General features: G+C 69.6%; 24 protein-coding genes. 7 read left to right on the plus strand and 17 right to left on the minus strand.

The genetic code is table 11. The features are described 5' to 3' along the window. Window positions 1-104 precede the first annotated feature (104 nt). From QRX50_RS08430 to QRX50_RS08480, 11 genes are all read right to left on the minus strand, one after another. Window positions 105-908 carry an ESX secretion-associated protein EspG gene (locus QRX50_RS08430; RefSeq protein WP_285971396.1) on the minus strand — a complete coding sequence of 268 codons (804 nt, stop codon included), beginning with the start codon at window positions 906-908 and terminating at the stop codon, window positions 105-107. An 11-nt stretch (window positions 909-919) separates the two neighbouring features. Next, window positions 920-2,323, minus strand: coding sequence for a hypothetical protein (locus QRX50_RS08435; RefSeq protein WP_285971397.1), 1,404 nt, complete (start codon window positions 2,321-2,323; stop codon window positions 920-922). A 36-nt stretch (window positions 2,324-2,359) separates the two neighbouring features. Next, complete coding sequence (locus QRX50_RS08440) at window positions 2,360-2,959, minus strand: DUF3558 domain-containing protein (RefSeq protein ID WP_285971398.1); 600 nt, start codon at window positions 2,957-2,959, stop codon at window positions 2,360-2,362. Between the two features lie 7 nt (window positions 2,960-2,966). Beyond that, a complete protein-coding gene (locus tag QRX50_RS08445) occupies window positions 2,967-3,326 on the minus strand; it encodes a hypothetical protein (protein ID WP_285971399.1) in 360 nt (119 codons plus the stop codon). Between the two features lie 216 nt (window positions 3,327-3,542). Beyond that, complete coding sequence (rplI, locus tag QRX50_RS08450) at window positions 3,543-4,004, minus strand: 50S ribosomal protein L9 (protein WP_220245348.1); 462 nt, start codon at window positions 4,002-4,004, stop codon at window positions 3,543-3,545. 11 nt (window positions 4,005-4,015) lie between these two features. After that, window positions 4,016-4,264: a 30S ribosomal protein S18 gene (rpsR, locus tag QRX50_RS08455; protein WP_003098744.1), complete on the minus strand. Its 249-nt coding sequence runs from the start codon at window positions 4,262-4,264 to the stop codon at window positions 4,016-4,018. Window positions 4,265-4,307: 43 nt separating this feature from the next. Continuing rightward, window positions 4,308-4,826: a single-stranded DNA-binding protein gene (locus tag QRX50_RS08460; protein WP_285971400.1), complete on the minus strand. Its 519-nt coding sequence runs from the start codon at window positions 4,824-4,826 to the stop codon at window positions 4,308-4,310. Window positions 4,827-4,843: 17 nt separating this feature from the next. After that, on the minus strand, window positions 4,844-5,170 hold the full coding sequence (gene rpsF / locus QRX50_RS08465) for a 30S ribosomal protein S6 (protein WP_220245346.1): 327 nt from the start codon (window positions 5,168-5,170) through the stop codon (window positions 4,844-4,846). A 104-nt stretch (window positions 5,171-5,274) separates the two neighbouring features. Then, a complete protein-coding gene (locus QRX50_RS08470; RefSeq protein WP_285971401.1) occupies window positions 5,275-6,177 on the minus strand; it encodes a hypothetical protein in 903 nt (300 codons plus the stop codon). Between the two features lie 84 nt (window positions 6,178-6,261). Further along, window positions 6,262-7,203, minus strand: coding sequence for a hypothetical protein (locus tag QRX50_RS08475; protein ID WP_285971402.1), 942 nt, complete (start codon window positions 7,201-7,203; stop codon window positions 6,262-6,264). Between the two features lie 128 nt (window positions 7,204-7,331). Next, the gene (locus QRX50_RS08480; RefSeq protein ID WP_285971403.1) at window positions 7,332-8,186 is read right to left on the minus strand and encodes a hypothetical protein; all 855 of its coding nucleotides are present in this window, start codon (window positions 8,184-8,186) and stop codon (window positions 7,332-7,334) included. A 112-nt stretch (window positions 8,187-8,298) separates the two neighbouring features. Between QRX50_RS08480 and QRX50_RS08485 the strand changes: the two genes are divergently transcribed. Then, on the plus strand, window positions 8,299-9,072 hold the full coding sequence (locus QRX50_RS08485) for a deoxyribonuclease IV (protein WP_285971404.1): 774 nt from the start codon (window positions 8,299-8,301) through the stop codon (window positions 9,070-9,072). Here QRX50_RS08485 and QRX50_RS08490 read toward each other — a convergent pair. Both QRX50_RS08490 and QRX50_RS08495 read right to left on the minus strand, forming a co-directional pair. Continuing rightward, complete coding sequence (locus tag QRX50_RS08490; protein ID WP_285971405.1) at window positions 9,069-10,661, minus strand: glycosyltransferase family 87 protein; 1,593 nt, start codon at window positions 10,659-10,661, stop codon at window positions 9,069-9,071. The genes QRX50_RS08485 and QRX50_RS08490 overlap by 4 nt on opposite strands. Before the next feature lie 36 nt (window positions 10,662-10,697). Next, the gene (locus QRX50_RS08495) at window positions 10,698-11,765 is read right to left on the minus strand and encodes an ROK family transcriptional regulator (protein WP_285971406.1); all 1,068 of its coding nucleotides are present in this window, start codon (window positions 11,763-11,765) and stop codon (window positions 10,698-10,700) included. A gap of 57 nt (window positions 11,766-11,822) precedes the next feature. Between QRX50_RS08495 and QRX50_RS08500 the strand changes: the two genes are divergently transcribed. Beyond that, window positions 11,823-12,887, plus strand: coding sequence for a Gfo/Idh/MocA family oxidoreductase (locus tag QRX50_RS08500; RefSeq protein ID WP_285971407.1), 1,065 nt, complete (start codon window positions 11,823-11,825; stop codon window positions 12,885-12,887). Window positions 12,888-13,017: 130 nt separating this feature from the next. Here QRX50_RS08500 and QRX50_RS08505 read toward each other — a convergent pair whose 3' ends face one another. From QRX50_RS08505 to QRX50_RS08515, 3 genes are all read right to left on the minus strand, one after another. Further along, on the minus strand, window positions 13,018-15,357 hold the full coding sequence (locus QRX50_RS08505; RefSeq protein WP_434533329.1) for a transglycosylase domain-containing protein: 2,340 nt from the start codon (window positions 15,355-15,357) through the stop codon (window positions 13,018-13,020). Window positions 15,358-15,943: 586 nt separating this feature from the next. Then, window positions 15,944-18,592 (minus strand): transglycosylase domain-containing protein, encoded by a 2,649-nt coding sequence (locus tag QRX50_RS08510; protein ID WP_353074108.1) that lies wholly within the window; start codon window positions 18,590-18,592, stop codon window positions 15,944-15,946. Between the two features lie 478 nt (window positions 18,593-19,070). Next, entirely contained in the window at window positions 19,071-19,472 is a 402-nt protein-coding gene (locus tag QRX50_RS08515; protein ID WP_285971410.1) for a DUF5318 domain-containing protein, read from the minus strand. 256 nt (window positions 19,473-19,728) lie between these two features. On the opposite strand from QRX50_RS08515, the gene QRX50_RS08520 reads away from it, so the two are divergent. Further along, entirely contained in the window at window positions 19,729-20,274 is a 546-nt protein-coding gene (locus tag QRX50_RS08520) for a PadR family transcriptional regulator (RefSeq protein WP_285971411.1), read from the plus strand. 72 nt (window positions 20,275-20,346) lie between these two features. Continuing rightward, on the plus strand, window positions 20,347-21,435 hold the full coding sequence (locus tag QRX50_RS08525; RefSeq protein ID WP_285971412.1) for an inositol-3-phosphate synthase: 1,089 nt from the start codon (window positions 20,347-20,349) through the stop codon (window positions 21,433-21,435). A gap of 71 nt (window positions 21,436-21,506) precedes the next feature. Here QRX50_RS08525 and QRX50_RS08530 read toward each other — a convergent pair whose 3' ends face one another. Continuing rightward, a complete protein-coding gene (locus QRX50_RS08530; RefSeq protein ID WP_285971413.1) occupies window positions 21,507-22,148 on the minus strand; it encodes an HAD family hydrolase in 642 nt (213 codons plus the stop codon). Window positions 22,149-22,213: 65 nt separating this feature from the next. Here QRX50_RS08530 and QRX50_RS08535 point away from each other — a divergent pair, with 65 nt between their 5' ends. From QRX50_RS08535 to QRX50_RS08545, 3 genes are all read left to right on the plus strand, one after another. Further along, the gene (locus QRX50_RS08535) at window positions 22,214-22,690 is read left to right on the plus strand and encodes a MarR family winged helix-turn-helix transcriptional regulator (protein WP_285971414.1); all 477 of its coding nucleotides are present in this window, start codon (window positions 22,214-22,216) and stop codon (window positions 22,688-22,690) included. After that, window positions 22,680-23,900: an MFS transporter gene (locus tag QRX50_RS08540; RefSeq protein WP_285971415.1), complete on the plus strand. Its 1,221-nt coding sequence runs from the start codon at window positions 22,680-22,682 to the stop codon at window positions 23,898-23,900. The genes QRX50_RS08535 and QRX50_RS08540 overlap by 11 nt, the downstream gene beginning before the upstream one ends. A 132-nt stretch (window positions 23,901-24,032) precedes the next feature. Further along, window positions 24,033-25,487 carry a DUF7850 domain-containing protein gene (locus QRX50_RS08545; protein ID WP_285971416.1) on the plus strand — a complete coding sequence of 485 codons (1,455 nt, stop codon included), beginning with the start codon at window positions 24,033-24,035 and terminating at the stop codon, window positions 25,485-25,487. Window positions 25,488-25,598 lie beyond the last annotated feature (111 nt).

Below are 25,598 nucleotides of genomic sequence, written 5' to 3' on the forward strand. Positions count from 1 at the left end.
TTCACGCGGGTAGACCGGCCACCACGCAAACCGGGTGGGGTTCACCTGGCGGCCACCTGAACGTGCCGCACACGAAACCCCACCCGGAGTAGCGCTCTAACGGGTCAGCCCAGCGCGCTCTGCGCGGTCCGCAACCGATCCCCGATCGCCTTCGGCGTGCCCGGCGTGAACACGATGAGGGAGTCGTCCCGGCCGGGCCGCTCCTCCATCAGCCAGCGCCCCTCGGCGGTGTCCACGAAGTTGATCGGCTTCGGAATCCGCCGGCGCCGCCCCCCGTTCGGCCGCGTCGCGACGTACAACGACCCCGCCCCGGTCCGCGGCGCCTTGAGGATCCGCTGAATCTCCTTCAGCGGCGCGAGCGCCTCGTTCCGCCCGGGCCCCGTCTGCATGATCGAACGCTGCGACACGTCCTCGGACCCCGCGGCGTGCCCGCTTTCGAATTCGCTCTTGCTGGTGACCAGCGGCTGCCCGGACGCACCCTGGCCTGCGGGCATGAGGTCCAGGAACGTCGGAAGCAGCAGGTCCGGCCGCTGCCGCACCACGGTGACCGTCTGCTCTCCGACGACTCGGAGCAGCGCGAAGCCGCCGCCGTTCCCGCTCCCGACCAGCACGGCGTAGTTCGAGGGGCTGCCGTCTTCGAACTGCCCGTCGAACCACCCGTAGTACTCGATCTGCGGGTGGCAGATCGACTCGATGAGCGCCAGCAGGTCGCGGTCCATGCCGCGCGGCCCCATCAGCCCGAGGTCGGTGAGCACCGCGTTGACGTCCTCGTCGATCCGGCGTTCGGCCGTCGGGTCGTAGAAGGTCGCCATGTCCGCGATGGTCTGATGCGGCTCACCGCCCCGGCGCCTGATCAGGGTGAACAGCGTCGGGACGGTGAACTTCGTCGGTTGGTCGAGAGTGATCACGTCGTTGGGCCTCATTCACCGATCACGGGTGGCGCGGTCAGCTCGTCGGTGCCGAAGAGGTCGTTGGCATCCTCTTCGACGAGGTACTTCGTCTGGTGTTCCTCGTCTTCCTGACCCTTGCCGCCCTTGGCGCCGCCGGCACCCATCCCGCCCATGCCCGACGTCCCGGCCTTGCCGGCCGCGCCCATGCCGCCACCCATCGCGCCGCCGCGAGCACCACCGGCTCCGGCACCGCCGAGGCCTTCCGCGGCACCCGAGCCGACACCGCCGGAGCCGAAGGCCCCGCCGCCGAACGCACCCGGCCCGAAGCCTGCGACAGCACCCGAACCGGCGCCGCCGCCGCCGAAACCGCCGCCGCTGCCGCCCGGGCCGAAGCCGCCGGCACCGCCGGGCCCGAACCCGCCGGCACCGCCCGGCCCGAAACCGCTCGAGTCGAACGACGACGGCGTGAAGCCCTGCGCCGTGGTCGAGTCCGACCCCGGCGGGGTGTACGTCGGCAGGTTGGTGTGGCCTGGCCCATTGGGCCCATTGGGCCCATTGGGCCCGTTCGGGTCGTTGAACTGGTCCGTCCCGGTCGGATTCACCGACGGCGGCTTGGCGTCGAACTTCGGCATGTCGGCCGGGTTGAAGCTGCCGCCCCCACCACCGCCGCCGACGCCGCCACCGCCACCGAAGTTGCCGCCTCCGCCACCACCACCGAAGTTGTTGCCGCCACCGCCGTTCGACAGGTTGTTCCCCTGCCAAGCGCTGTACTGCGGCAGCTGCTGGGCGTTGCTGCTCGAGGCGTTGAAGTAGGCGGTGTAGGCCTGGACGTTCGACTTCGAATTGTCGTTGTACTGGTTGATCTCGTCGTCTTTGTCGCTCATCGGGTTGATCCCGTCGAGGAACCCGGCCGACGGCGGGTCCTTCGGGATGTCCTGGACCTTCGACTTGACGGTGTGAAAGCAGTCGACCTGGTTGCCCAGGTACATGTCGCTCTTACCGAGGTTGCCGGCCGAGTCCTGCAGCCAGATGCCAAGCGGGTGCGCACCGGCCTGGGCGGCCATCGCGCTGGCACCCTGCCAGGCGGTGTCCATCTTCTTGTTCAGGTTGTCGATGTCGGTGACCCGGCCGCTGTGCACCTCCTTGAGCGCGCCGGCGGCCTTCGCGCCGTTCTCGAGCGAGGAGGGGTCACCGGCGTGGATCTTCTGGTAGATCGAGTACGCGTCGATCGAGCGGCCACCCAGGTCCGCCGACTGCTGCTGTGCCTCGGGACCACCGCTGAACAGGCCCACCAGACCACCGGCGATGGCGCCGACGCCGGCGCCCACCGCGGTGCCGACACCGGGAACGACGGAACCGATCGCGGCGCCGTAGCCGGCGCCGATCGCCATCCCCTTGAGTTCTTTGCCCATGGTGTTGGCGTCATTCCCCATGATGAGCCACTCCTTCTGAGGTGTTCGGGTGCTCGGTCACGCCGCACCCTTGAGGTGTCCGACCATGGCGGTCGCGAACTTCTGCGCGATTCCGCACGGGTTGTTCTTGTTGTCGCCAACGCCGATCGACGGGATCACGGACACCGCGAGCTGGTCGGTGACACCGACCCAGAGCGTGCAGGTGCCGGAGGGGCGGCCGTCCTGGACGTCGGCGAACACCCCGGGGTAACCGTCGATCGACACCGGCTCGAAGTAGACGTCCTGGGCCTTCTGGTCGTAGATATCGCTGATGCCGCCCTTGTTCTGCGGCAACGGGTAGACCGCAACAGAGTTCTGATCACTGCGGGTCGACTCCCACATGCACCCGGTGAGCTGGCTGCTGCTGGTGTCCTTCTTGCCCGGCAAAGCCAGTCCGACCTGGGTGGCCCCGTCTGCCGTCAACACACTGCACGGGTCGCTCAGCAATGCGTCGGTGGGCAGCGCCGCCGGCACCTTCGGACCCGACCCCGCTGCCGGACTGCTCGCCGGTGCCGAGGACGAGGGGCTGGTACCGCCGCCGCTCTCACCGCTGCACGCCGTGAGAGCGGCCAGCGCAGCGACGGTTCCGGCGGCGATGCGAACGGTGCGGGAGATCATGCGGGGCTCAGACTCCAGTCTTGATGTTGTCGCGCGCTTCCTGCTCCGCGACGGTGATCTTGTTTTTCGCCGCCTTCAAGGCAGTGATGAAGTTGTTTACGTAGTCGTGCATGCGCTGGTGCTGGTCCAGCAGTGTCTGCCCCGACGGATTCGCGCCGCCGTTGATGAAGTCGCCACTGGCGAACTCGTCCGCGGGCGCCTTCACCTGCGCGATCGCCCGAGCGTGGTCGAGGTCGGTTTTCATGTGTACGAGTAGGTCGTGCCACTGGTTGATGACGCTGTCGACCTCGTCCTCGCTGAACTGGTAACCGCCGCCGGTTCCGTAACTGCCGACCTTGATCGGCGGAGTGGGTGGAACTTCGGACATCGGCGTGACCCCCTTTGGCTACTTCTCGCTCCCCAAACGGCGAGATCAGCAGGTTGGATGGTAACGCACGGCCATTGGTTCCCGCTCGGGTTCAGACGACCTTGTGCGCAGGTCGGAACCGATCTTGTCGCTCGCCCGATCGGGTGGGTTCACGCAAACGCAAAGCGCCCCCGGGAAGACCCGGGGGCGCTTTGCTGGAGCAACAGAAACAAACCGTCAGACCGAAGTCGCCTTGACTTCGAGGCGGACGTCGACCTTCACATCGGGGTGGAGGCGGGCGTTGACGGAGTGCTTGCCGACCGTCTTGATGTGGTCGCGGAGGTCCAGGACGCGCTTGTCGAGGAGCGGGCCGCCCTGGGCCTTGATCGCGTCGACGATCTCGCCGGCGGTGATGGAGCCGAAGAGCTTCTTCGAGCCCTCCGCCGCCTTGCCCGTCAGCTGGATGGCGCCGAGGCCCTCGAGGGTCGCCTTGATTTCCTTGGCGTGGTCGAGGTCGCGGATGCGCCGGGATTCCTGCGCGCGCTGAATGGTGCGCACGTTCTTCTCGGCACCCTTGCTGGCCACGATCGCGTAGCCGCGGGGCAGCAGGTAGTTGCGGGCGTAACCGTCCTTGACCTCGACGATGTCGCCGGGGCCACCGAGGTTCGCCACGTCGGTGGTGAGAATGATCTTCGCCATGACGAGCCTCCTCAGCGAGCGGTCGAGGTGTAGGGCAGCAGCGCCATCTCGCGCGAGTTCTTCACCGCGATGGCGATGTCACGCTGGTGCTGGCTGCAGTTGCCGGTGACGCGACGGGCACGGATCTTGCCGCGGTCGGAGATGTACTTCCGCAGCAGGTTGGTGTCCTTGTAGTCGATCAGTTCCGGGCGGCCCTTCTTCTCGGCCTTGCAGAAAACGCAGACCTTCTTCTTGGGCTTACGGATGGGTGGCTTGGCCACTGTCTTCTCCTGGATTCAAATCTTGAGGTGTAAAAGTGCGAGATCAGAACGGGGGCTCGTCGGCGAAACCGCCGCCGCCGCCACCGCCCGCGGGCGGAGCGGAGCCCCACGGGTCGTCGGCCGGCATTCCGCCGCCACCGCCGCCACCGCGGTTGCCACCGCCACCGCCGCCGCCGAAGTCACCGCCGCCGCCACCGCGGCTGACCTTGTTGACCTTCGCCGTGGCGTACCGAAGCGAGGGCCCGATCTCGTCGACCTCGAGCTCGACGACGGTGCGCTTCTCGCCTTCCTTGGTCTCGAAGGACCGCTGCTTGAGCCGGCCCTGCACGACCACACGGGCGCCGCGGGTGAGCGACTCGGCGACGTTCTCCGCCGCCTGGCGCCAGATGTTGCAGCGCAGGAACAGCGCCTCGCCGTCCTTCCACTCGCCGGACTGCCGGTCGAGGGTGCGCGGGGTGGACGCGACCGTGAAGTTCGCGACCGCCGCGCCGGACGGGGTGAAACGCAGTTCCGGGTCGGAGGTCAGGTTTCCGATCACCGTGATGACGGTGTCTCCAGCCACGGGGACGTCCCTTCGGCTCAGGCCTTGGCGGCGACGGGCTTGGCCGCGGCGCGCTTGACCTCGCGGCGCATGACCTTGGTGCGCAGCACGGTCTCCTGCAGCGACAGCTGACGGTCGAGTTCCTTGACCGCGTCGGAGTCGGAGTTCAGGTCGAGCAGCGCGTAGATGCCCTCGGCGTGCTTCTTGATCTCGTACGCCAGGCGACGGCGGCCCCAGACGTCGACCTTCTCGACGCTTCCGCCCGAAGTGCGGATCACGTTGAGGAAGTTGTCCAGCGTGGGGGCGACCGTGCGCTCGTCGAGCGTGGGGTCCAGGATGACCATTACCTCGTAATGGCGTGACACAACCACTCACCTCCTATGGGCTCGCGGCCACGGACTGTCCGTAGCAGGAGGGTTTGTCCAGGTAAGAGTACCTGGGGTACCGACAGTCTTGTCGGGAGGCCTTGTCAGGAGGCCCGGCGCAGCGCCCAGGTGCGCACCAGCCCGGCCGTCACGCCCGCCAGCACGATCACCGCGAGCAGCATCGGCAGCTGGACGTCGGACGCGCCGCCGGAGGTCGCCAGCGACTCCGCGTTGCCGGCGTTGCGCACGTCCGGGCCCTGGCTCTGCGTGTCCTGGCCGCCGGTCACGGGCGCGGCCGAGCCGGGCAGCGTGCCGTTGGCCGGGTAGCGGATGCCGGGGGCCACGGCGGTGCCGGGCGTCGCGGTCGGGATGCCGTTGTAGTCGCGCTGCGGGGCGGTGCCCGTGGACCCGGGGATCAGGTTCGCGAGCGGCCCGCCTTCCGAGCCCGACGAGGTCGAGGGCGAGGTCGACGACGAGCTGCTGCTCGGCGGCGTCGACGAAGACGTCGGTGGCGTGTAGTGCGTGGCCAGCGTGGTCAGGCCGCAGTTCGACGTGACCGAGGTGGTGATCGCGTCGAGGACCTGCTTCTTCGTGTCGGCGCTCCAGCCGAGCGCGGCGTTGCCCTGCAGCGCCTGGTTGACGGCGCTGCCGATGGCCTTGCCGTCGATGGTGCCGCCCGACGAGCTGGGCACGGTGCCGACCGTGAGCGTCTTCGCGGACAGCGCGTTGGCCACGCCGTTGGGGTCCACACCGTTGAGCGGGATGAGCCACAACAGCGACTGCTGCTTCGCCGCCGCGGCCTGCTTCGCGAGCGCGCTGACGGACGAGCCCGGCAACGCGACCGTGTCGCCCATGCTGCCGCTGACCGAGCCCGTGCACTGGTTGGCCAGGGTCGTGGCCGCCGAAGCGGTGCCCGAGCCGAGGAACGCTCCGCCGGTCACCAGGGCCGCCAGCGCGGTGACGCTGAGTACGCCCCGAGTTCTCAGCCAGGTGGGGTTCTTCGGCACGAGCGGTGTCCTCCAGGATCTGCGGGCGTCGACCATCGCGACAGGTAAACGAGCGGGACCCCGAAAAGATACTGGTGAGTCGGCCTAGCTCGCAGCGGCCATTCGGCGGAGCACCCAGGTCCGAACCAGGCCCGCACTGACTCCGGAGAGTGCAAGAACTGCCACCAGCACGGGCCAGTCCAACCCGTTCGTGTGGTTGTCTCCAGTGGGCGGTAACGCCTGCGCCTCGCCCGCGTTCTGAACGCTCGCGTTGCCGCCGGCCGACGGCTGACCCGGGTTCGAGAGGCCGTACTGCGGCGCGTACCCGGGAATCTGGCTCCCGTAGCGCAGGGCCGGCGACGGGGAGAACAGCCCGGCCATCGCCATCGGGATGTCGCTGTAGTCGCGCATCGGCGAGTAGCCGGTGCTGAACGGCAGGTTCGAGAAGTTCGAGAAGCCCGGGAACAGCGACGCGAGCGCGCCGCCACCGCCCGAGAGCGGCAGCAAAGGGCTGTTCACCGGCGGGATCGGCGTCTGTCCGGCGGGAGTGCCACCCTGCGGCGCGCCGGGACCGGTCGCCGGCGGCTGCTGCGGGCTGCCGGGGTTCTGCTGCGCGGGCGCCCCGCCGGCCAGCGCGCGCTGCGTGGAGTCGACGCCCTGCTGCAGCGTGTTCGTGGTTCCCGAGACGGTCTTGTTCAGCGCCCCGGCGGCCGGTGCGCCGACCACGGGCACCGGCGCGACGACGGTGTCGACCACGTTCACGGTGACCTTGCAGACGGTGCCGAGCAGCGCGTTCACGGTTCCGGTCAGCACGCCGGACACCTGGCCGACCACGCCGAGGTCGAGCGGGATCCCCAGCAACGGCGTCGTCGCCTTGACCTTGTCACCCGGCTTCGCGGTGATCGTGGACCCGCATGGCGTGGTCAGCGTCTCCGGATCCGACACAGCGGACGCCGTACTCGGCGCCGCGAGCGCGGCCGAACCGGCCAGTACGAAGGCGGCAGCTCCCACCGCGGTGGCCCTGCGTGTGCGGTGCTGCCTGGCCATCGAGCCCTCCGCCGCGTCCGGTCCGAACCTGTCTCCCCTGGACAACGACGGTAACGGGAACGAGTGACGCCCGCTCAGCCACCGATGTCAGGCATTCGGGTGGAAGCGGGCGTCACCGCGGGTGTCGATCAGGCGGTCTTGCGGCGCAGCCACGCCCGCACGAGCGCCGCCGCGACGAGGGCCAGCGCGAGCACCGCGATGAGCATCGGCAGCTTCGCCGGCGGCGTCACGGCCGGCAGCGCTTCGGCGGTGCCCGACTTCTTCGCGTCGACGGTCGGGACCTGGTCCGCGGGCAGCTGGCCCGGGATGACCTGCGTGATCACCGGCGGCGCCTGCACCAGCCCGGACGGCAGCATGGCGGCGTTGGTGAAGATGCCCGCGATGGAGTCGATTCCGGACAGGTCGCCAGCGCCGGTGATCACCGGGTCGAGGCTGCTCCCGGGACCGCCGGGCTGTCCCGGTCCGCCGGGGCCACCGGGTCCACCCGGCGGGATGCCGGGAGGCGTCCCGGGCGGGTTGTCGTCCGGCGGGTTGTCGGTGGGCGGGTTGTCGGTGGGCGGCACGACCGGCGCGGTCACGCCGCCGACCAGGCTCTGCGTGGCGTTGCCGACACCGTTGGCCGTGTTCTGCGCGAGCGGGCAGACGGCGTTGGTCGCCGCGTCACCGACCACCGGCACCTCGCCGACACCGAGGCCGCGCACCACGTCGCCCACCGGGAGCGTCAAGAGCGGGTTGCTCCCGTCCGACTGCTCGGCCTTCGAGTCGAGGCCGACGGTGAGACGGTTGGGGGCGTTGAGCGGCGCGCCCGCGTCGAGCGACAGGCCGTTGCCGGACTTGCCGTTCTGCAGCGTCGCCGAGCAGTCGCCGTTGAGCGTGGGGCTCGGATCCGCGGAAGCCGTGGCGGGGAGCGCGAGCGCGGCCGAGAGAACCGGCAGCGCGGCGGCGATCCCCAACGTGGTGATCCGGGCGGCGTGCTTCCCCATGCAAAACCCCTCCGTCGGCCCCGAACTGGATCACGGAACGCGCTCACGGTACTCCACGAGCGTCACCAACTGGGGCGTCAGGTGCGGATTCACCCGGGGGTAGCGTGCTGGCATGCAGATTGGCGCCCATGTCCGCGACGACGATCCGCTGGCCGCTGTCGCCGAGCGAGAAGCCGACGTCGTCCAGTTCTTCCTGTCCGACCCGCAGGGGTGGAAGGCTCCGAAACCGCACCCGTTCGGGGACGCGATCAAGGAGTCGCCGGTCGAGGTGTTCATCCACGCGCCGTACCTGATCAACGTCGCGTCGCTGAACAACCGCATCCGCATCCCGTCGCGCAAGAACGTCGCGCAGCACGCCACCGGCGCCGCCGCGATCGGCGCGAAGGGACTCATCGTGCACGGCGGCCACGTGGGCGCCGGCGACGACGTGGCCGAGGGCCTGGCCAACTGGCGCAAGCTCTTCGAACGCGAAGCGGACAAGGGCGGCTTCGCCGTGCCGATCCTCATCGAGAACACCGCGGGTGGCGAGAACGCGATGACCCGCGAGCTCGACGTGATCGCGCGCCTGTGGGACGAGGTCGGCGAGTTCGGCGCCGGGTTCTGCCTCGACACCTGCCACGCCTACGCCGCGGGCTGGGAGCTGGCCGACGCCGTCGAGAAGGTCAAGGCCATCACCGGCCGCATCGACCTGGTGCACCTCAACAACTCGCGCGACGAGTTCGGCTCCAACCGCGACCGCCACGCCAACGTCGTCGGCGGCGAGGGGACCATCGACCCCGAGCTGCTCGCCGACGTCGTCCGCAAGGCGGGCGCGCCCGTCGTCGTGGAGACGCCGAGCGAGGGCCAGGCGGCCGACATCGCCTACCTGCGCAAGCAGACCGCCTAGGACTCGGGCGCGGGAGGCGCCGGGGGCACCGGGGGCACTGTCGGCACAGCCTGGCGGTGCTTCCCGAAGCCCGGGAACGTCACGCGGTCACGCGCTCGTTCCAGCACACCGCCCGCCGGGTCGTCGTCGCCGGCGAGCCGGATGAGGTCCGTGCGCGGCCGGTAGATCTCGCGGATCACCAGCACGCAGATGCCCACCACGGCGAGGTCGCGCACCACGACCGTGCCGAGGAACCAGCCCTCCGGCAGTCCCTTGTGGTCGATGCCGAGGTAGTAGAACATCCGCGGCGCCCACACCAGCGCGTCGATCACCATCCAGCTCAGCAGCAGCCGCCAGCGCGGGATCGCGAGCACCGCCAGCGGCACGAGCCACAGCGAGTACTGCGGGCTCCACACCTTGTTGGTCAGCAGGAACGCCGCCACCACGAGGAACGCGAGCTGCCCCAGCCGCGGCCGTCGCGGCGCGGTGAGGGCGACGTAGGCGATGCCGGCGCAGCAGAGCAGGAACAGCACGGCGATCACGGTGTTGAGGATCGCCGGCGTCTGTCCTTTTTGGAGCACGCCGTCGAATCCCGTCCACCCCGTGGTGTAGGAGATGACGTTGTAGATCGAGTCGGGATCCATCGGCCGCAACGTGTTGAGCCGGAAGAACTCCCACCACCCGCGCGTGGCCACGAGGATGAACGGCACGTTCACGATCAGCCAGGTCAGCACGGTGAACGCCGCGGTTCTGCCCCACGTGCGCAGCTTCCCGGCGCGTAGGCAGAGCACGAACAACACCCCGAGCAACAGCAACGGGTACAGCTTCGCCGCGGCGCCGAGCCCCAGCAGCACGCCGGCGATCTCCGGCCGTTTTCGCGACCACGCGAGGATTCCGGCCGCGGTACACGCCGTGGCGATGGCGTCGAAGTTCGTGAACGCCTGCACCAGCACCAGCGGCGAGATCGCCACCAGCACCGCGTCCCACGGCCGGCGTTTCATCGTGCGCCCGGTCGCCCAAACAGTGATCAGCCACGCGAGCGAGAGCCAGAACGCGGAGATGTTGAAGTAGATCGCCACCGGCAGCGCGCTGGGGAGCCAGCCGGAGTTCGCGACCGAGAGCCACCCCGCCGCGAGCTTCGCGTTGATCCACTGGAACAGGCCCGTGACCACGGGGTATTCCATGTAACGGGTCTGGTTCTGCGCCGTCTGCGTGTCCTCCTGCCAGGACGAGACGTACGGGAAGGTCTTCGGGTCGTTGAGCCGCTCGGAGCTGTAGAGCGGCACGATGTCCGAGTAGCACATCGCGACGAATGGGCGGCCCGCCCGCCAGTCGAGCTGGCTGGCGCCGCTGGAGTCCTGGTACTGCTGGATGCAGGACGCCTTGCCGAACCAGCACAGCACCAGCGCGAGGACCGCCAGGCCCAGCCCGACGCGCTGCGGTGACCAGAACCAGTGCCGGCCCACGGCCGCGTGCTCGCCGAGCGGACCGCCGATCGGTCTGGTCGCCGCGGAGGCCAGCGGGTCGTTCCAGCTCGGCACGATCCGCTCCGCTGGCGTCAGCGTGCGGGGAGCCGCGTCCGGCTCTTCGGCGGTGGCTTGGTCGGGCACGTCGCGGATGCTATCTGCCCCCAGGTCAGGCGCCGGTCATTTAGGGTCGGAGTAGAACCCGGCAAGCACCTCGAAAGCCCCACCGAGGGCCACGGCTTCCTCGCCGAGGTCGCTCAGCTCCACGTCGATGCGCTGCCAGTGCGGCACCGGCAGCAGCTCGCGCAGCTGCGCCGACACCGTGTCCCGGTAGACCTCGGGCGCCGCGCGGATCGTGCGGCCGAACAACACGATCCGCTCCAGGTCCAGGACCTGCACGAGGTCGGCGAGGCCGATCCCGAGCAGGCGCGCGGCCTCGGCCGGCGTGGCGGCCGAGCGATGCATGATCTCGACGCAACCGCGCCGTCCGCAGGCGCAGCGCGGGCCGTCGTAGGCGATCGTGGTGTGGCCGAACTCACCGGCGTTGGTGCGCGGGCCGCGGTAGACGTTCCCGTCGACCAGCAACCCGACGCCGATGCCGGTACCCACGAGCACCACGGCAGTCGCGGTCTCCGGCGTGTCGGGCCACGTGTGGGCGACCGCGGCGGAGTTCGTGTTCTTGTCGAGCGTCACGGGCAGTCCCGTGCGCTCGGCGAGGAGGTCGCGAAGGGGCACGTCGTGCCAGCCCGGCATGTTCGTGGCGTCGCGGACGCGGCCTTCGCGGTGGTCGAGCGGTCCCACCGCGCCGACGCCCAGGCCCAGCACCCGCGCCGGGTCGACGTCGGTGAGCAGCTTGCGCGTCGCATCCACCACGGCGGTCACGGCCTGTTCAGGCGTGAAGCCGACGGGCAGCGGACCTTCCACGGTGGCCTCGACCTCGCCGGACAGGCCCGTGCGCAGCACGAGGAACCCGTCGCGGTCCAGCTGCGCGCCGAGGGCGCACTTCGCCGAGGGCCGGATCCGCAGCTGCGTGCGCGGCTTGCCGACGCCGGCCGCGGCCTGCCGCTCGACATCGAGCAGTTGCGTCTCGAGCAGCTCGGCGACGATCTTCGACACCGCCTGCTGCGTCAGCCCCGTGCGCTCGGCCAGCTCCACGCGGCTGAGCCCGCCCGCGCGCAGGATGTGACCGAGCAGCAGCGCTCTGTTGTAGCGGCGCAGCCCGCGCAGGTTGACCCCGGTTTCCGCCATCCGGAGATCCTCCCGAAGAACTGGCTAGTTACGCAACAGTGTTGTTTAATAGGTGGCATGGCTGATGACTTGCGAGTCGGCATTTTCGGTTACGGCATCGGCGGCCGCGTTTTCCACGCGCCGCTGGTGGCTTCGACGCCGGGCCTGGTGCCCACGGCGATCGTGACGGCGAACCCGGAACGCGCCGGTCAGGCCCGTGCGGAGTACCCCGGCACCGAGATCGTGCCCGACGCCGACGCGTTGTTCGCCCAGGCGGGTGACCTCGACCTCGTCGTGGTGAGCACCCCGAACCGTACCCACGTGCCGCTCGCGCTGCGCGCCATCGAGCTCGGCCTGCCCGTGGTCGTGGACAAGCCGTTCGCGCCAACCGCGGACGAGGCCGAGCAGGTCGTGGCGGCGGCGAAGGCCAAGGGCGTCGGCCTCACCGTCTTCCAGAACCGCCGCTGGGACTCCGACTTCCTCACCGTGCGCAAGGTGATCGAGTCCGGCCGCCTCGGCGACGTGTTCCGCTTCGAGTCCCGCTACGACCGCTGGGTGCCGAAGATCAAGGACAACTGGCGCGAGTTCGGCGACCCCGCCGAGGCCGGCGGCCTGCTCTACGACCTCGGCGCGCACATCGTCGACCAGGCGCTGCAGCTGTTCGGCCCGGTCACGCAGGTCTACGCGGAGGTCGACCGCCGCCGCGCCGGCGTGCAGGTCGACGACGACGTGTTCGTCGCGTTGCACCACGCCAACGGCGTGCGCTCGCACCTGTGGGCCTCCGCCTTGGCCGCCACGCGCAACCCGCGCTTCCGCGTGCTCGGCGACCGCGCCGCCTTCACCAAGTACGGCCTCGACGTGCAGGAACCCCAGATCAAGGACGGCCTGCGCCCCGGCGACGAGCGCTGGGGCGTCGAGCCCGAGGCCGACGCCGGCACCCTCGGCGTCGACGACGGCACCGACCACACCGAAACCGTGCCCACCGAGGTCGGCCGCTACGAGGACTTCTACGCCCAGGTGCGCGACGCGTTGCGCGGCGAAGCGGCGTTCCCCGTGGACCCGGCCGGTTCCGTGGCCGCGCTGCGCGTGATCGAAGCCGCCCACCGCTCCGGAGCCGAGGGCCGCGTCATCACGCTCGACTAGCTTGCCGCGAGCTCGGCAACCCCCAGTGCCGAGCTCGCGGCCTCCCCCGCTTTTCCTTTGCGGGCGCGAAAAAGGCTCCCCCCGTCCGGAAACCCGGCTGGGGGAGCCTTTTTCTCTTGCGACTCCCTGGCTATTCGTCGGGATCGCCCGTGTCGCCGGGGTCGCCCGTATCGGTTGGATCGCCCGAGGGCGTGTTCTTCGGCGGTTTCGGGGTGTGCGTGGGGAACGACGGGAAGTTGCCGCCCGGGCCGCCAGGGCCGTTCGGGTCGCCGGGGTTCACCGGGTTGCCGTCGCCGTTACCCGGGTTGTCCGGGTTGTCGGTCGGCGTGATGTCCGACGGCGGGATGTTCGGGTCGCTCGGCGGGCTGATCGGCGGCGCGGCGTCGCCGATCAGCGACACCTGGGAGAAGCGCTCGGCCGGCTTGCCCGCGAGGTAGTTCGTCATGAACTTCTGCCACAGCGGGCCGGCGATCGTGGAACCGAAGATCGGGGTGCTGCCCTTGCCGTGTAGAGCCAGGTCGCCGTCGCCGCCGACCCAGACCGCCACGGAGACCGACGGCGTGTAGCCGACCATCCACGTCTGCGCGTTGGCGTTCGCCGCCGAAGCCGGCTCACCGGCGCGCTTCGTGTGCTGCTGCGTCCCGGTCTTGCCGGCGCATTCGTGTCCCGACGGGCACTTCAGCTTCGAGAAGCCGATCACCGGCTCCAACGCGGTGGTCACGTTGCCCGCGATCTGCTTGCTCAGCTCCGGGTCGCCGTCGGCGAACGCCGATTTGGCCGGCTGTGCCTGAGCTTCGTAGGCCACCTCGTTCTGCGCGTTCGTCACCTTCAGCACGAAGTGGCGGTCGCGCTGCTGGCCGTCGCCGGCGAAGGTGGCGTAGGCCGAGGCCTGGTCGGCCGGCGTGATCTTCGTGTCGCCACCGCCGAGGGAGATGTTGTTGTTCGAGATGTCGATCTGCGAGTTGCCGCCGCCGTTGTCCTTGGTCTTGACGCCGGCTTCTTGGGCGGCCTGCTCGACGGGGCCCTGCTTGGTGACGTTGAGGACCATGTCGTAGAAGACCGTGTTGGCCGAGATCTTCATGGCCTCGGCGACGGTGCACTGCTCCGAACAGCTGTCGCTGTCACCGGCGTTGCGGACGATGCGCCCGTCGAACTCCCGGTTGTTGCGGCCGTCGAAGGTCGAGTTGATCCCCTTGCCCATCTTGAGGAACGCCGTGAGGTCGTACGGCTTCATCGACGAACCGGGGTTCTGCGGGGTGTCGGCCCAGTCTCGCGCTTTCTGTTTCTGGCCGTTCACGTCGACGGTCGTGGGCCCGCCGTAGTACGCGAGCACGCCGCCGGTCTTCGGGTCGACGGCCACGAGCGCGTCGAGCAGCCGGTTGTCCGACTGCTTCGCCAGCGCGTCAGCGCCCGCCTGCTCGGCGAGATCCTGCGCCTTCTTGTCGATGGTCGTCTGGATCGTGTAGCCACCCGAGTAGTACTGGTCGCTCGAGATGCCGTGGGCCTCTAGCTCGGCCTGCACCTGGTCGGAGATGAAACGGTAGGGCGCGCTCGAGTCGTCCTGGTCCTCCGACAGCGGGATCGGCGTGGGGAACTGCGCGGCCTTGCGGTCGGCCTCCGTGATGTAGTGGTTTTCCACCATCCGGTCGAGCGCGGTGTTCCAGCGGTCGTGCGCCACCTTCGAGTTCTCCGAACGGCCCGGCTGCTGGATGAGGCCGGCCAGCAGCGCGGCTTCGGAGAAGCTGAGGTCCTTCACGTCCTTGTGGAAGAAGGCCTGCGACGCCGCGCCCACGCCGTACGCACCACGCCCGAAGTAGATGATGTTCAGGTACGCGGTGATGATGTCCTGCTTCGAGTACGTCTGGTTCATCTTGAACGACTTCGCCAGCTCGGTCCATTTGCGGGTGAGCGTGGGCGCGTCGTTGTCGGTGGCCTTTTTGATGTACTGCTGGGAAATCGTGGAACCACCACCGGTGCCGCCGGTGACCTGGTTGTACACGGCCCGCAGGATGCCCGTGACGTCGAAGCCCGAGTTGGTCTCGAACGACGAATCCTCGGTCGCGATCGCGGCGTGCTTCATGATGTCGGGGATCTGGTCGGCGGTGAGGATCTGCCGGTTGCCACCCGACGGCACGTCCTTGCCCATCGGGCTGCCGTCGGCGTAGAGGTACGTGACGGCCTGGCTCTGCCCCTGCGCCACGCTCTGCGGTGAAGGCACGTCGACGCTGAAGTACGTGATGACGAACGCGATCGCGGGGATCACGATGAAGACGCCGACGAACGCGTAGATGCTGCGCCGGATGATCTTCCAGCGCCGCTTCTTCTTCTGCGCGGCCGTGAGGACCGGCCGGCCCTTCTTGTCGAGCTCCGGCTCCTCCGGGTAGACGTCGTCGGGGTCGAGCGGTCCGCCGGCGTCGTACCGAGCGTCGTAGCCGTCGTCGGCGGTGCCGTTGTGCACGTGGTGCGTCATCAGCTCCGGCTCACGCCGCGGCGGCGGATTCGGGCGACCCCCGCGCGTGCCCGGGGGCGGCGGCTGCCGGAAGCCGGGCGGTGGGGTGCCGGGGCGGTTCTGCGGCGCGCGCGGCGGCTGGCCCGGCTGGCCGGGCTGAACAGGCTGGCCGGGCTGCGCGGGGTTGCCGGGCGGGGGCGTGCGAGGGGCGTCACCCGGAGGCGGCTGGTTGCGGGCCCACGGCGGTGGCCCCTGCCGTCCGGCGGGGGGTGGTTGACGCCGCGGATCGGGATCCCGGTCGGGCCAGGAGCGGTTGCGGTCGTCGTTCACGTGCGGATCCTCTTCTCGGACGCGGGCGTGCTGCGGGCGCAGATCCCCTCTCCACAAGGGGACGCACCGCGGGTGGGGTCGGTTCACTCGACCGGCGGGACGTATCTCTGGGTAACGGCCCCGGCGCGGCGTGAACCGGACAAAACTACGCCCAGGGTGGCCGCTGAGCGATGTCGCCTGGGTCACTTCGACCGGGTCACTCCGGGCGTGGGGTCGCGGCGGCCGGGACACGACGAGGGGCTCCCCTCCTGACCGGAGAGGAGCCCCTCGGCACGGGTTATCCGCCTGGCTGTCTCGGTGGCGGTGTCACCTCGACGCCTCCGCCGTCGCCGCCTCCGCCGTTACGACCCGGACCGCCGCCGTCGCCGGGGCCACCGCCGAAGATCCCGCCGGGGCGGCTGGGCGTGGTGGTCTCCGACGTGGTCGTCTCGCTCGATTCCGTGCTCGGCGTGGTGGTCGTCGAGGACGGCGTGGTGGTCGTCGACGACGGGGTGGTGGTCGTGCTGCTGGGCCGGCTCGAGGGCGTGACGGTGTCGGCGTCCTTGCCGATCGGGTCGACCTTCGGGAACTTCTCGGTGGGCTTGCCCTTGAGGTAGGTGTCCATGAAGTCCTGCCACGCCGGACCCGCGATCGTGGCACCGAAGATCGGCTTGTTGTTCTTGTCGTGCAACGGCTTGTTGCCGTCACCGCCGATCCACACCGCCGCGGAGATCGACGGGGTGTAGCCCACCATCCACGTCTGGGCGTTGCGGTCCGCGTAGCCCTTCGGCAGGTTGGTCTGCCCGTGCGGGTCGAACTGCTGCGTACCGGTCTTGCCGGCGCAGTCGTGGCCGGTCGGGCACTTCAGGTGGGATTCCTTGATGACCGGCTGGAGTGCGTCGGTGACGTTGCCCGCGATCTGCTGGCTCTTCTGTTCGTCGGGATCGAACGCCGGCTTGCCCTGCAGCGTCGCCTCGTCGAACTCCACCTCGTCCTGGGAGTTGGTGAGCTTCGAGACGAAGTGCTGCTGGCGGTAGATGCCACCCGAAGCGAAGGTCGCGTAACCCGCGGCCTGGTCCTCCGGGGTCAACGACGTCTCACCACCGCCGAGCGCGATGTTGGCGTCGTTGACGCCGAGCTTGGCCTTGCCCTTCGGCGCCGGCTGCACCCCGGCTTCCTTCGCGGCTTCGGCGACGGGCGTCGGCTTCGTCACGTTCAGCACCATGTCGTAGAACACGGTGTTGGCCGAGACCTCCATGGCCTTCTTGACCGTGCACTGCGGACCACAGCTGGCACTCTCACCCGCGTTGCGGACGATGCGACCGCCGAGCTCACGGTTGTTGGTGCCGTCGAACGTCTCGCCGAGCCCCTTGCCCATCTTGAGGAACGCGGTGAGGTCGTACGGCTTCATCGACGAGCCCGGGTTCTGCGGCGTGTTGGCCCAGTCGTTGGCCAGCGTGTCCTTGCCGTTCTCGTCCTTCACCGTGTTCGGGCCGCCGTAGTACGCGACGACCCCGCCCGTTCTCGGGTCGACGGCGACCAGAGCTCCCAGGATGTCGGGGTCGGTTTGCCCCTTCATGTTGTCCTGCACGGCCTGCACCGCCGCCTGCTGAGCGGCGGGGTCGATCGTGGTGTAGATCTTCGCGCCGCTGCCGTAGAGCTTGTCCTGGTCGTAGCCCTTGGCTTCGAGCTCGTCGAGGATGCGCTGCTGGATGAAGTAGTCCAGCGTGCCCGCGTCCTGCTTGGCCTGTGCGTTCTTGGGGATGAGCTTCGGGAACGTCGCGGCGTCGCGGTCGGTCTTAGAGAGCCAGCCGTTGGCCACCATCTGGTCCATCACGTACGACCAGCGTCGTTGGGTGTACGCCGGGTCTTCCGATTTGCTCGGCAGCTGGATCAGTCCGGCGAGCAGCGCCGACTCCGACGGGGACAGCTGGCTGACGTCCTTGCCGTAGTAGGCCTTCGCGGCCGCCGCGATGCCGTTGGCGCCGCGGCCGAAGTAGACGATGTTCAGGTAGCCCGTGATGATGTCCGATTTGGACTCTTCGTTGTTGAGCTTGAACGACTTCGCGAGCTCGGTCCACTTGCGGGTCAGCGTCGGCGCTTCGTTCTCCGTCGCCTTCTTGATGTACTGCTGCGAGATGGTCGAACCACCACCGGTACCACCGGTGACCTGGTTGTACACCGCGCCCAGGATGCCCTTGATGTCGAAGCCCGAGTTGGTCTCGAACGTCTTGTCCTCGGCCGAGTACACGGCGTGCTTCACGACGTCGGGGATCTGGTTGGGCTGCAGCAGCTCGCGGTCGCCGCCCGGCGGGACGCTGCGGCCCATCACCTGGTTGTTGGCGTAGAAGAACGTGATGGGCTGGCTCTGCAACGCTTTCACGTCCTGCGGGGAAGGAACCTTCACCATGAAGTAAGTGATCACGAAAGCGACGGCCGGCACGACGATGAACAGACCCACGCACGCGTACGCGATGCGCCGGATGATCTTCCAGCGGCGCTTCTTGCGCTGCTTCGGCGTGAGCGGCGGCTTGATCGGCTTGCCGTTCTCGTCGAGCTCGGGGCCCTCGTCCTCGAAGTCGTCCTCGTCCGAGTACTGGGGGTGTTCGGCGTCGTCGTAGCCGTCGGCGTACCGATCGTCGTAACGGTCGTCGTACGGGTCGTAGCCGAACTCCGTGCCGTTGTGCGCGGCGTGGGTGATCAGGTCCGGTTCACGGTCGGGATACGCCGGGGGCGGCGGAGCCGGCCGGCCCTGCGGCGGACGGCGGACGGGACCGGACGGGTTGCGGCCTGGACCACCGGGCCTGGGCGGACCCGGCTGGCGGAAGCCCTGCGGCGGGCTGGCGGTGGGACCGCTCGGCCCCGCCGGACTTCCACTGGGCGGCGGCGGGGGCGGCGGAGCCTGCCGGCGCGGCGGCATGCCGCCCTGACCGTTGGCGTTCGGCACGCGCTGGGACTGCTGGGGACGCTGCGGCGGCCGCTGCGGACGGCGCGGGGGCTCGTCAGCCGGCCACTGAGGTTCTGAGCCGCGTGGTTCTGAACCGCGTGGTTCTGAGCCGCGTGAATCTGCACCGCGGGGGTCTGCACCACGCGGGTCTGGACCACGGCGGTCCGCGCCACGCGGCTCGTCACCGCTGGGCCACTCGGGCGCGGCGCCACGCGGCTGCCGCGGCGCACCCCCGTTGGGGCTGCGTCGTGGCGGGGCCTGCCGCGGCGGGCGGCGGGGGCCGTCCTCGCCCGGCCAGGCGGGACCCGGTTCTTCCTCCGGCCATTGGGCACGGCGAGGTGCATCTGGCTCCTGGCCGGGCCAGGAGCGGTTGCGGTCGTCGTTCACGAATGGGCCTCCGAAGGCGGCACTGCCGGCACCGGGGTTCGGGAAAAGCCGGAGCGTGCCGCCCTGTGCTCTGCGGCGGTTTTGGTACTCGTCACTGGCCCGCTGTCCTCCGCGGCCGGGTGGGCTGGGGCTCGCCCGTGCCGAGGACGTAGGACAGGACCAGGTGATTCCAGTGGCACGTCCGGCACACCTCTACGTCGTAGACGGTGAACTCGCCGAACAGCCCCGCCATGCGGGCCAGTTCGTCGGGTGTCCGCGCCGATCCCGAGACGTGCTTCAGCTCGTCGCCGTAGACCCACGACACGAGGGTCAACGGCGTCCGGCGGCACATCGGACAGGCGCGGTCGTCCGGCCTGCCGTGGAACTTCGCCGCACGGAGCAGGTACGGGCTCGCGTCGCACACCTCATGGTCGCCGACGCGTCCGGAGCGGACGCCGGCCAGCAGCGCACGGCGCTGCAAGGCGTAGTCCACGACCTGCCGCTGGGTAAGCACGAGGAACAGAGTACGGGCTCTTCCTGTGTGCGCAGTGCCCCCTGCGCGAGGCCACCCAGGGCGACCATTCGGACACGCCGGAAATTCGATAACTCTCTGGTGACGTTCCCCTGGTCTGACCACTTCCGGGGGTTACTTCCGCCACTTCGATGTATCGGCGCGATATAGTTGCCGAGTAGGTTCGTGGAGGCGGTCGCCCCGGTAGCCACTGGGGCAACGGCGGCCGCTGCGGTTTGTTCCCGTGAGGGGGTGCGGTGTGCTCGAACTCGCGATCCTCGGGTTGCTGCACGAGGCACCCATGCACGGGTACGTGCTGCGCAAGCGTTTGCACGAGACGCTCGGGATGTTCCGGGCGTTCTCGTACGGCTCGCTGTACCCGACCCTGCGTCGGTTGCTGCGGGCGGGATTCCTCGTCGAGGAGCTCGACGAGGCGGACGACCGGGCCTGGTCCCGGCGCGGCCGCCGCGTCTACAAGCTCACCGCCGAGGGCAAGGAGCGGTTCGCCGAGCTGCTCGGTGACGCGGGTCCGCAGACCTGGGACGACGAGGGATTCGGCGTCCACCTGGCGTTCTTCTCGCGGACACCGGCCGACGTCAGGATGCGGATCCTGGAGGGCCGGCGGCGTCGCGTGGAAGAGCGTCGCGAGGGTTTGCGCGAGGCGCTGGCCAGGACCGAGGAGAGGATCGACCGCTACACCCGCGAGCTGCACCGGCTGGGACTCGAGTCGAGCGAGCGGGAGGTGCGCTGGCTCAACGAGCTGATCGCGCACGAACAAGCCGAGCAGCGTGACCCGCAGGAGTGAGGGCGCGCCGCTCGGGCCGCAACGTCGCGGCCAGACCTGCAGATGAAGTAACGGATTGAAGGAGAAACCGGCATGGGCGAGAACCGCCGCGTTCGGGTGGCCATCGTGGGCGTCGGCAACTGCGCCTCCTCGCTGGTCCAGGGTGTGCAGTACTACCGCGACGCGGATCCCGGCACGCGCGTGCCCGGTTTGATGCACGTCCAGTTCGGCGAGTACCACGTCAGCGACATCGACTTCGTCGCCGCGTTCGACGTCGACGCCAAGAAGGTCGGTCACGACCTGTCCGAGGCGATCTTCTCGAGCGAGAACAACACGATCAAGATCGCCGACGTGCCGCCGCTCGGCGTGCCGGTGCAGCGCGGGCACACCTACGACGGTCTCGGGCGGTTCTACCGCGAGACCATCTCGGAGTCGGATGAGGCGCCCGTCGACATCGTCGGCGCGCTGCGCGACGCGAAGGTCGACGTGCTCGTCTCCTACCTGCCCGTGGGTTCGGAAGAGGCCGACAAGTTCTACGCACAGGCCGCGATCGACGCGAACGTCGCGTTCGTGAACGCGCTGCCGGTGTTCATCGCGTCGGACCCGGTGTGGGCCAAGAAGTTCGAAGACGCGGGTGTGCCGATCGTCGGTGACGACATCAAGTCGCAGGTCGGCGCCACGATCACGCACCGCGTGCTGGCGAAGCTCTTCGAAGACCGCGGCGTGCAGCTCGACCGCACGATGCAGCTCAACGTGGGCGGGAACATGGACTTCCTGAACATGAAGGAGCTCGAGCGCCTCGAGTCGAAGAAGATCTCGAAGACCCAGTCGGTGACCTCGCAGGTCGACCGCGAGCTCGGCAAGGGCAACGTCCACATCGGACCGTCGGACTACGTGCAGTGGCTCGACGACCGCAAGTGGGCCTACGTGCGCCTCGAAGGCCGCGCGTTCGGCGACGTGCCGCTGAACCTGGAGTACAAGCTCGAGGTGTGGGACTCCCCCAACTCCGCCGGCATCATCATCGATGCCGTGCGCGCCGCGAAGATCGCGAAGGACCGCGGCATCGGCGGCCCGATCCTCTCCGCGTCGTCCTACTTCATGAAGTCGCCGCCGGAGCAGTACGACGACTCCACCGCGCGCGACGCGGTCGACAAGTTCATCCGCGGCGAGCTGGAGCGCTGACGCGTTTCCTCGTCGGCAGAAGGGCTCCTCGGTTCACCGGGGAGCCCTTCTCGATTTCTACCGCCCGATTGCTACAGACCGAGCGCCGCGGGGAGCTCGTTGATGTCGCGCACCACGGCGGTGGCCTGCTCCAGCACGGCCGGGTCCGGCGGGAAGTGCGGGTTCGGCACCGCGTACACGGCCATTTCCGCCGCCAGTGCTGCCTTCAGCCCGTTGGTCGAGTCCTCCACGGCGGCGGACTGCTCGGCCGGCACGTTCAGCAGCTTCGCCGCGCGCAGGTAGACGTCGGGCGCGGGTTTGCCGGCGCCGACCTCCTCGCTCGACACCGCCACGGGCACCAGCGATGTGAGGTCGCAGGCTTGCAGGAATGCCTGGATCAGCACCGGCGGCGACGAGCTCGCGATCGCCACCGGGTAGCGGCGGGCGACGGCGCGGACCACGTCGGGCGCGCCGTCGATCACGGGCGGGCCCGACGCGTAGCGCTGCGCCATCCGGTCGATCACGGTCCGCGCGATCTCGTCGGGCGTCAGCCGCGCGCCGAGTGTGCCGACCAGGTAGGCCGCCCACTCGGGAGTGCTCATCCCTTGCTGTGCCCTGGTCGATTCGGGTAACCAGGTACCGCCGTGCTCCGCGACCACGGCGCGGCGCACCTCGTCCCAGGTTTTTTCGGAGTCCACCAGCACGCCGTCGAGGTCGAAGATCACCGCGTCCATGGCTGCATCCTAGTCTGTGAGGCGAATTACTTCGCTACTCTAACTAAATTTGTTAGCCTGGCTAAGTGACTTCCGGAATCGTGGATCTCGCGCACCGCCTGTGGCCGGTCGTGTTCCGGCTCTACTACCTGGTGCGCCGCGAGACTTCGCAGGCGTTGACGCCCACCCAGGGCTCGGTGTTGTCCGAGCTGGTGCGCGTCGGGCCCAGCCGCATGAGCCGGCTGGCGCAGCTCGAAGGCGTGCGCATGCCGTCGATGACCGACGTCGTCGGGCGGCTGGAGCGGCTCGGGCTCGTGGTCCGGCGCCCCGACCCCGACGACGGGCGAGCCGTGCTGGTGGAAGCGACGGAAGCGGGCCAAGGCTTCTACGCCGAGCTCGTTGCCGCTCGCGAAGCGCAGATGCGCGAACGGCTGCTGGAGCTGACCGACGAGGAGCGCGCCGCGATCGACGCCGCCCTGCCCGCGCTCGGCAAGCTGATCCGCGATTTCCACGTCGTACCAGGGAAGAAAAGTCAGGAGGAACTGATCAGCGATGAGCGCTGAGCACCACTCGAGTCTGCTGGACGCGGTCAAGGGCCAGCCCAAACAGGTGTGGATCACGGCGTTCGCCGCGGTCATCGCGTTCATGGGCATCGGCTTGGTCGACCCGATCCTGCTGTCGATCGCCAAGGGCCTGAACGCGTCGCCGTCGCAGGTCACGCTGCTGTTCACGTCGTACCTCGGCGTGCAGGTGATCGCGATGCTGTTCACCGGTTCGATGTCCGCGGGCTTCGGCGCGAAGCGCACCGTGCTGGTCGGGCTGACGTTGATCGTCGCCGCGACCGCGCTGTGCGCCGCGGCTGGTTCGATCGAGCAGCTCGTGGGCCTGCGTGCCGTGTGGGGCCTCGGCAACGCGTTCTTCATCGCCACCGCGCTGTCGGTGATCGTCGGCGCCGCCACGGGCGGGCAGTCCGGCGCGATCCTGCTGTACGAGGCGGCTTTGGGCGTCGGGCTGTCCGTCGGCCCGCTGCTGGGTGCGCTGCTCGGCACGATCTCGTGGCGCGGCCCGTTCCTGGGCACGGCCGTGCTGATGGCCGGTGCGCTCGTGCTGTGCTCGGTGTTCCTGAAGAGCGACTCGCACGAGAAGCGCGAGCCGATCAAGCTGCTCGACCCGATCCGCGCGTTGAAGCACCCCGGCCTGCTGCGCACGTCGGTCGCGTCGGCGCTGTACACGGCGGCGTTCTTCGCGGTGCTGGCGTGGTCGCCGTTCGTGCTGGGCTGGAGCGCGATCGCCGTCGGGCTGATCTTCTGCGGCTGGGGCCTGTGCGTGGCGGTGGCCGGCGTCGCGCTGGCGCCGAAGCTCGCCGCGCGGTTCGGCGAACGGCACGCGGCCGCGCTCGCCGTGGTCGGTTACACCGTGCTGATGCTGGTGCTGGCCGTGCCGAACAAGACGGTCGTGGTGATCGGCATCGTGCTCTCCGGCCTGGTTTCGGGGCTGCTCAACACGTTGTTCACGGGCACCGCGATGTCGATCAGCACCGCGCCGCGCCCGGTCGCCAGCGCGGGCTACAACTTCTGCCGCTGGCTCGGCGGCGCCGTCGCGGCCACGCTCGTGGGCCACGTCGCCGACTGGCTCGGCTGGGAGCAGGGGCCGTTCGTGATCGCGGCCGCGCTGTGCCTCATCGCCGCGGTGCTGCTGTCGTTGCGGGAGAAGAAGGCCGACCCGCACGCCGTGCCGAAGGAAGCCGCTCTGGTGGGCGACGAGGAACTCTGAACCCTGCTTCGGCGGGTTCCCGAAGAGCCAGGCGGAAGGGCCGCTTCGGGCTCGCCGGCCGCGTCGGCGTGCGGTAACTCTTTGGAGTGGCTTCCGCTGCGCCGAACCCGGGCGGAGTAATAGCTTCGATGGGTGAGGCGGGCAGGAAAAGTCGCGATCGGACGTTCGGCGGGCGCGTCGGCCTGCACCCTGGTGCTGGCCGGCGCGCTCGTCGTCCTCCCGGGTTCCGCTCCGGCAGCCGACACCCCGGCGTGCGGCGGAGCGGCCCCCAACCCGAGCGTGGAGCAGGCGAACGCGCCCGGCGGCGCACCGGCGGGCTACGTGTTCACACCCGCCGCACCCGTGCCGCGCAGCACGCCGCCGGACAAGGTTCCGAAGCTCGTCACCGACACCGCGCACGCGGCCGACGGCAAGCTCAACGCGCAGATCCAGACGCCCGACGGCCGCGTCAGCTCCGCCACCCAGACCTTGCCCGCGGCGCCGGGCGGCATCTACACGCTCTCGGCGGCGACGGGTTCCGTCGGCTCGGCGCTGGCCGACCGCGCCAACGCCCAGGCGACCGGCCTGCGCTTCACCGATTCCGCCGGCCGCACGCTGCTGGAGAAGTCGCAGAACGTCACGCACGACGTGCAGTCCGACGGCAAACTCGCGCACCAGGACTTCCCCGCGCAGACGGCGCCGGACAAGACCACGTCGGTGGTGTTCTTCGCGACCACCAACCGCAACTGGGTGATGTGGGACTGCGTGAACCTGCAGCTCGCCGCCTACACGGTGAAGCTGGAGGTGCAGAACCCCGCGACCGGTGAGTGGGGCCCGTCGGCCACGATCCCGGCCGGCGAGATCGCGCACTACCGCACGACCGTCACGAACTCGGGATCGTTGCCGCTGACCGGCGTCCTGCTGAAGGACTCGTGGTGCTCGTCGCTGCCGGGCGCGTTCAGCCTGGCGCCCGGCGCGTCGAACGCCGTTCCCTGCGACCACCCGAACCTGGCCGAGAACGACACCGGCCACGTGAACAAGGTGCGGATCACCGGCGTCGCCTCGCCGAGCGGCACGCTGGCCGACCAGTCGGCCACGGCGTCGATCACCGTGACGCCCCTGCCGCTGATCGACAAGATCGGCGACCGCGTGTGGCGCGACACCGACCGCAACGGCCGGCAGCACGACGGCGAGCCCGGCGTCGCCGACATTCCCGTGACGCTCAAGGACGGCGCCGGCGGCATCCTCGCCACCGCGAAAACCGCGGCCGACGGCTCGTACCTGTTCGACAAGCGCAAGGACGGGACCTACCAGGTCTGCTTCGACGTCTCGCACCTGCCGGACGGGCTCACGGTGACGAAGCAGGCGGCCGGCTCGGCGGTCGACCCGGCCACGGGCTGCACGGCGGCGTTCACCCTAGGCGGGGGGACGCACGAGAACCTGAACGCGGACCTGGGGCTGGCACCGCCGCCCCCGCCCCCGCCCCCGCCGCCTCCGGCTCCGGCCCCGACATCGAGCTCGACTCCGCCACCGCCTTCGCCGCCCTCGCCACCTCCTTCCCCGAGCGCACCGCCGCCCCCCTCTGCAAGCCCGTCACCTTCGGCGTGACTCGACCACCCCAATGTGGCGTTCGTTGCGTTGAACGCACCGAACGCCACATTGGGTGCGTTGAGCGCAACCAACGCCGCATTGGGACGCTTGCCGTCCAACCCCCGGATG

The organism is Amycolatopsis sp. 2-15, from assembly GCF_030285625.1.
Classification (GTDB): domain Bacteria; phylum Actinomycetota; class Actinomycetes; order Mycobacteriales; family Pseudonocardiaceae; genus Amycolatopsis; species Amycolatopsis carbonis.

Coding starts and splice junctions, on each gene's coding strand:
- QRX50_RS08435 (WP_285971397.1), bottom strand. CDS start 2,323: ATGGGGAATGACGCCAACACCATGGGCAAAGAACTCAAGGGGATGGCG.
- QRX50_RS08440 (WP_285971398.1), bottom strand. CDS start 2,959: ATGATCTCCCGCACCGTTCGCATCGCCGCCGGAACCGTCGCTGCGCTG.
- QRX50_RS08445 (WP_285971399.1), bottom strand. CDS start 3,326: ATGTCCGAAGTTCCACCCACTCCGCCGATCAAGGTCGGCAGTTACGGA.
- rplI (WP_220245348.1), bottom strand. CDS start 4,004: ATGGCGAAGATCATTCTCACCACCGACGTGGCGAACCTCGGTGGCCCC.
- QRX50_RS08475 (WP_285971402.1), bottom strand. CDS start 7,203: ATGGCCAGGCAGCACCGCACACGCAGGGCCACCGCGGTGGGAGCTGCC.
- QRX50_RS08480 (WP_285971403.1), bottom strand. CDS start 8,186: ATGGGGAAGCACGCCGCCCGGATCACCACGTTGGGGATCGCCGCCGCG.
- QRX50_RS08485 (WP_285971404.1), top strand. CDS start 8,299: ATGCAGATTGGCGCCCATGTCCGCGACGACGATCCGCTGGCCGCTGTC.
- QRX50_RS08495 (WP_285971406.1), bottom strand. CDS start 11,765: ATGGCGGAAACCGGGGTCAACCTGCGCGGGCTGCGCCGCTACAACAGA.
- QRX50_RS08500 (WP_285971407.1), top strand. CDS start 11,823: ATGGCTGATGACTTGCGAGTCGGCATTTTCGGTTACGGCATCGGCGGC.
- QRX50_RS08505 (WP_434533329.1), bottom strand. CDS start 15,357: ATGACGCACCACGTGCACAACGGCACCGCCGACGACGGCTACGACGCT.
- QRX50_RS08525 (WP_285971412.1), top strand. CDS start 20,347: ATGGGCGAGAACCGCCGCGTTCGGGTGGCCATCGTGGGCGTCGGCAAC.
- QRX50_RS08530 (WP_285971413.1), bottom strand. CDS start 22,148: ATGGACGCGGTGATCTTCGACCTCGACGGCGTGCTGGTGGACTCCGAA.
- QRX50_RS08540 (WP_285971415.1), top strand. CDS start 22,680: ATGAGCGCTGAGCACCACTCGAGTCTGCTGGACGCGGTCAAGGGCCAG.